Origin of the sequence: Streptomyces sp. SID486 (genome assembly GCF_009865385.1) — a bacterium.
Taxonomy (GTDB): Bacteria; Actinomycetota; Actinomycetes; order Streptomycetales; family Streptomycetaceae; genus Streptomyces.
This window is the reverse complement of the sequence record NZ_WWJT01000281.1, coordinates 1-4,338: the sequence shown is the minus strand read 5'-3', so window position 1 is coordinate 4,338 and position 4,338 is coordinate 1. Positions and strand designations below refer to the sequence as shown.

General features: G+C 73.8%; 5 protein-coding genes. All 5 read left to right on the top strand.

Translation table 11 applies throughout. The features are described 5' to 3' along the window. A partial coding sequence (locus GT045_RS13715) for a pantoate--beta-alanine ligase (protein WP_161334326.1) occupies nucleotides 1-214 on the top strand: 214 nt, incomplete at its 5' end. Beyond that, nucleotides 211-1,908 (top strand): L-aspartate oxidase, encoded by a 1,698-nt coding sequence (locus GT045_RS13710; protein ID WP_161334325.1) that lies wholly within the window; start codon nucleotides 211-213, stop codon nucleotides 1,906-1,908. The genes GT045_RS13715 and GT045_RS13710, both read left to right, overlap by 4 nt. 29 nt (nucleotides 1,909-1,937) lie before the next feature. Next, the gene (gene nadC, locus GT045_RS13705; protein ID WP_161289581.1) at nucleotides 1,938-2,915 is read left to right on the top strand and encodes a carboxylating nicotinate-nucleotide diphosphorylase; all 978 of its coding nucleotides are present in this window, start codon (nucleotides 1,938-1,940) and stop codon (nucleotides 2,913-2,915) included. 5 nt (nucleotides 2,916-2,920) lie between these two features. Continuing rightward, a complete protein-coding gene (locus GT045_RS13700) occupies nucleotides 2,921-3,718 on the top strand; it encodes a type III pantothenate kinase (RefSeq protein ID WP_161289579.1) in 798 nt (265 codons plus the stop codon). A gap of 157 nt (nucleotides 3,719-3,875) precedes the next feature. After that, nucleotides 3,876-4,338 (top strand): hypothetical protein (locus GT045_RS13695; RefSeq protein WP_161334327.1); only part of this gene is annotated, 463 nt, incomplete at its 3' end.

Below are 4,338 nucleotides of genomic sequence, written 5' to 3'. Positions count from 1 at the left end.
GGCGGCCGTGCGTGCCGCCACCCGCCAGGTCCTGGACGAGGCCGTCCGCCTCGACCCGCCGCTGCGGCTGGACTACCTCGCGCTGGTCGACCCCGCCGACTTCACCGAGATCGGTGACGACTTCACCGGCGAGGCCGTCCTCGCCGTCGCCGCCCGGGTCGGCACGACCCGGCTGATCGACAATCTCCCTCTGACTTTCGGAGCCGCCTCGTGACCAGCACAGGCATACGACTGCACGCACCCGAGCCCGGGTGGAGCATCAAGGCGGACGTGGTCGTCGTCGGCTCCGGAGTGGCCGGCCTGACCGCGGCACTGCGCTGCGAGGCCGCGGGGCTCACGACGGTCGTCGTCACCAAGGCGCGCCTGGACGACGGCTCCACGCGCTGGGCGCAGGGCGGCATCGCCGCGGCCCTCGGCGAGGGCGACACGCCCGACCAGCACCTGGCGGACACCCTGGTGGCCGGCGCGGGCCTGTGCGACGAGGAGGCCGTACGGATCCTCGTCACCGAAGGCCCCGACGCCGTGCGGCGGCTGATCAACACCGGCGCCCACTTCGACACCGACGACGAGGGCGACATCCATCTCACGCGCGAGGGCGGCCACCACCGGCGCCGGATCGCGCACGCGGGCGGCGACGCGACCGGCGCCGAGGTCTCCCGGGCGCTCGTGGAGGCCGTACGCGCGCGCGGGCTGCGCACCATCGAGAACGCGCTGGTGCTGGACCTGCTGACCGACGCCGACGGCCGTACGGCCGGTGTCACGCTGCACGTGATGGGCGAGGGCCAGCACGACGGCGTGGGCGCCGTGCACGCCCCCACGGTGGTCCTCGCCACCGGGGGCATGGGCCAGGTGTATTCGGCCACCACCAACCCCTCCGTGTCGACCGGCGACGGCGTGGCACTGGCGCTGCGCGCGGGCGCCGAGGTCAGCGATCTGGAGTTCGTGCAGTTCCACCCGACCGTGCTGTTCCTGGGCACGGACGTGGAGGGCCAGCAGCCGCTCGTCTCCGAGGCGGTGCGCGGCGAGGGCGCCCACCTGGTCGACGGGGACGGCACGCGCTTCATGGTGGGCCAGCACGAACTGGCCGAGCTGGCGCCCCGGGACATCGTCGCCAAGGGCATCCTGCGGCGGATGCTGGAGCAGGGCGCCGAACACATGTACCTCGACGCCCGGCACTTCGGCGCCGACATGTGGGAGCACCGTTTCCCCACCATCCTGGCCGCCTGCCGTGCTCACGGCATCGACCCGGTCACCGAGCCCATCCCGATCGCCCCGGCCGCGCACTACGCCTCCGGCGGCGTGCGCACGGACGCGCGGGGGCGTACGACGGTCCCGGGCCTGTACGCGTGCGGCGAGGTCGCCTGCACGGGTGTGCACGGCGCCAACCGGCTCGCCTCCAACTCCCTCCTGGAGGGCCTGGTGTACGCCGAGCGGATCGCCGCCGACATCGTCGCGGCCCACGCGGGCGACGGCCTGCACGCGCGCGTGCCCGCACCGGTCCCGCACCCCGAGACCCCCGCCCACCCGCTGCTGGCCCCGGAGGCCCGGTTCGCCATCCAGCGGGTCATGACCGAGGGCGCCGGCGTGCTGCGCTCGGAGGAGTCCCTCGCCCGGGCCGCCGAGCAGCTCCAGCGGCTGCACACCGACGCCCGTGACGCCCTGGACGAGAACGGCAAGACCGCCGAGCCCGGCGTCGACACGTGGGAGGCCACCAACCTGTTGTGCGTGGCCCGCGTCCTGGTCGCCGCCGCCCGGCTGCGCGAGGAGACCCGCGGCTGCCACTGGCGCGAGGACCACGACGGGCGCGACGACGGCGACTGGCGGCGGCACATCGTCGTACGGCTCAATCCGGACCGGTCGCTGGCCGTACGCACCACGGACACCGCAGACTTCCCCCCTACCCGGTAACACCCCAGCGTCCAGGAGCAGTGACGAACGTGAGCACCGACGACCTTCCCCTCGCCCCCACCGGCGGCTGCGGCGACGGCTGCGCCTGCGGCGCGGAGGGCGACGAGGAGTACCTGGAGTGCGGGCTCGACCCCGCGCTCGCCGAGCTGCTGGCCGCCGCCGGACTCGACCCCGTCGAGGTCGAGGACATCGCCAACGTCGCCATCCAGGAGGACCTGGACGGCGGTGTGGACGTCACGACCGTCTCGACCATTCCCGAGGACGCCGTCGCCACCGGTGACTTCACCGCGCGCGAGGCCGGTGTCGTGGCCGGTCTGCGGGTCGCCGAGGCCGTGCTCTCCGTGGTCTGCACGGACGAGTTCGAGGTCGAGCGGCACGTCGAGGACGGCGACCGGATCGAGGCCGGGCAGAAGCTGCTGTCGGTCACCACGCGCACGCGTGACCTGCTCACCGCCGAGCGCAGCGCGCTGAACATCCTGTGCCGCCTGTCCGGCATCGCGACCGCCACGCGCGCGTGGGCGGACGCGCTGGAGGGGACCGGGACGAAGGTCCGCGACACCCGGAAGACGACCCCGGGCCTGCGCTCGCTGGAGAAGTTCGCCGTCCGCTGCGGCGGGGGCGTCAACCACCGCATGTCGCTGTCGGACGCGGCCCTGGTGAAGGACAACCACGTGGTCGCGGCCGGCGGTGTCGCGCAGGCTTTCAAGGCCGTACGGGAGAGCTTCCCCGAGGTGCCGATCGAGGTCGAGGTCGACACCCTGCACCAGCTGCGCGAGGTCGTGGACGCGGGCGCCGACCTGATCCTGCTGGACAACTTCACGCCGGGCGAGTGCGCGGAGGCCGTCGGCATCGTCGCGGGGCGCGCCCTGCTGGAGGCGTCCGGGCGGCTGACGCTGGCCGGCGCGCGCGCGTACGCCGACACCGGCGTGGACTTCCTGGCCGTCGGCGCGCTCACCCACTCCTCGCCGATCCTGGACATCGGCCTGGACCTGCGCGAGGCGGAGTAACGGCCATGCTCCTCACGATCGACGTCGGCAACACGCACACCGTCCTCGGCCTGTTCGACGGCGAGGACATCGTCGAGCACTGGCGCATCTCCACGGACGCGCGCCGCACGGCGGACGAGCTGGCGGTGCTGCTCCACGGCCTGATGGGCATGCACCCGCTGCTCGGCGAGGAGCTGGGCGACGGCATCGACGGCATCGCCATCTGCGCGACCGTCCCCTCGGTGCTGCACGAGCTGCGCGAGGTCACCCGGCGCTACTACGGCGACGTGCCCGCGGTGCTGGTGGAACCGGGCGTGAAGACGGGCGTGCCGATCCAGTTCGACAACCCCAAGGAGGTCGGCGCCGACCGCATCATCAACGCGGTCGCGGCGAACGAGCTGTACGGCGGTCCTGCGATCGTCGTCGACTTCGGCACGGCGACCACCTTCGACGCGGTCTCCGCGCGCGGGGAGTACGTCGGCGGGGTCATCGCCCCCGGTATCGAGATCTCGGTCGAGGCCCTCGGCATCAGGGCCGCGCAGCTGCGGAAGATCGAGGTCGCCAGGCCGAGGAACGTGATCGGCAAGAACACGGTCGAGGCCATGCAGTCGGGCGTCGTGTACGGCTTCGCCGGGCAGGTCGACGGGGTGGTGGGCCGGATGGCCCGGGAGCTTGCCGACGACCCGGACGACGTCACGGTGATCGCGACGGGCGGCCTGGCGCCGGTGGTGCTGGGCGAGTCCACGGTGATCGACGAGCACCAGCCGTGGCTGACGCTGATCGGGCTGCGCCTGGTGTACGAGCGGAACGTGGCACGGCTGTGAGGGACGGCCGGCGCCCGCGCGGGTGCCGGCCCCACCGGTGACCCCGGACGAGGGAACCCCGGAACGACACGCAGGGAAACAACATCCCGATCCGTCACTTTTGTCCGATTAGCGATAGCGTCGCCGCATGCCCACGCCATACGGATCCCGCGGCGGCATGGCGTTCGGCGTGGAGGAGCTGCGTGTGCTCCGCCGCGCCCTCGCCCTCGCCCTCCACCCCGGCCACGCCCGCGCCGAGGACGTGCAGGACTGCTTCCGGCTCGCCGAGTCGCTCGACGAGGCGGTGCGCGAGGGGGCCAGGCTGCGCGCCTTCCTGGTGGCCGACCTGGACCGCTACCGGGCCGCCCTGCCGGGCACCGTCACCGGGTACCTAGCGGTGCTGGAGGAGGCGCTCGGGGCCGGGCACCGGCCGACGCCGGACGATCTCGCCGCGCTGCGGGCGCTGCGCGGGAACCCCGCGGCGGCGGAGCTGCTGGACCGCTGCCGGGCGCTGGCCGAACAGGACGTACGGGCCCGGTTCGCGCAAGGCGGGCGCAAGGTCCCCGCGCCCGCCGTGCCGCCCGCGCGGACGCGCCTGCTGGCCCTTACGGGCGGCGCGGGGGAGTCCGGGGACCCGCAGG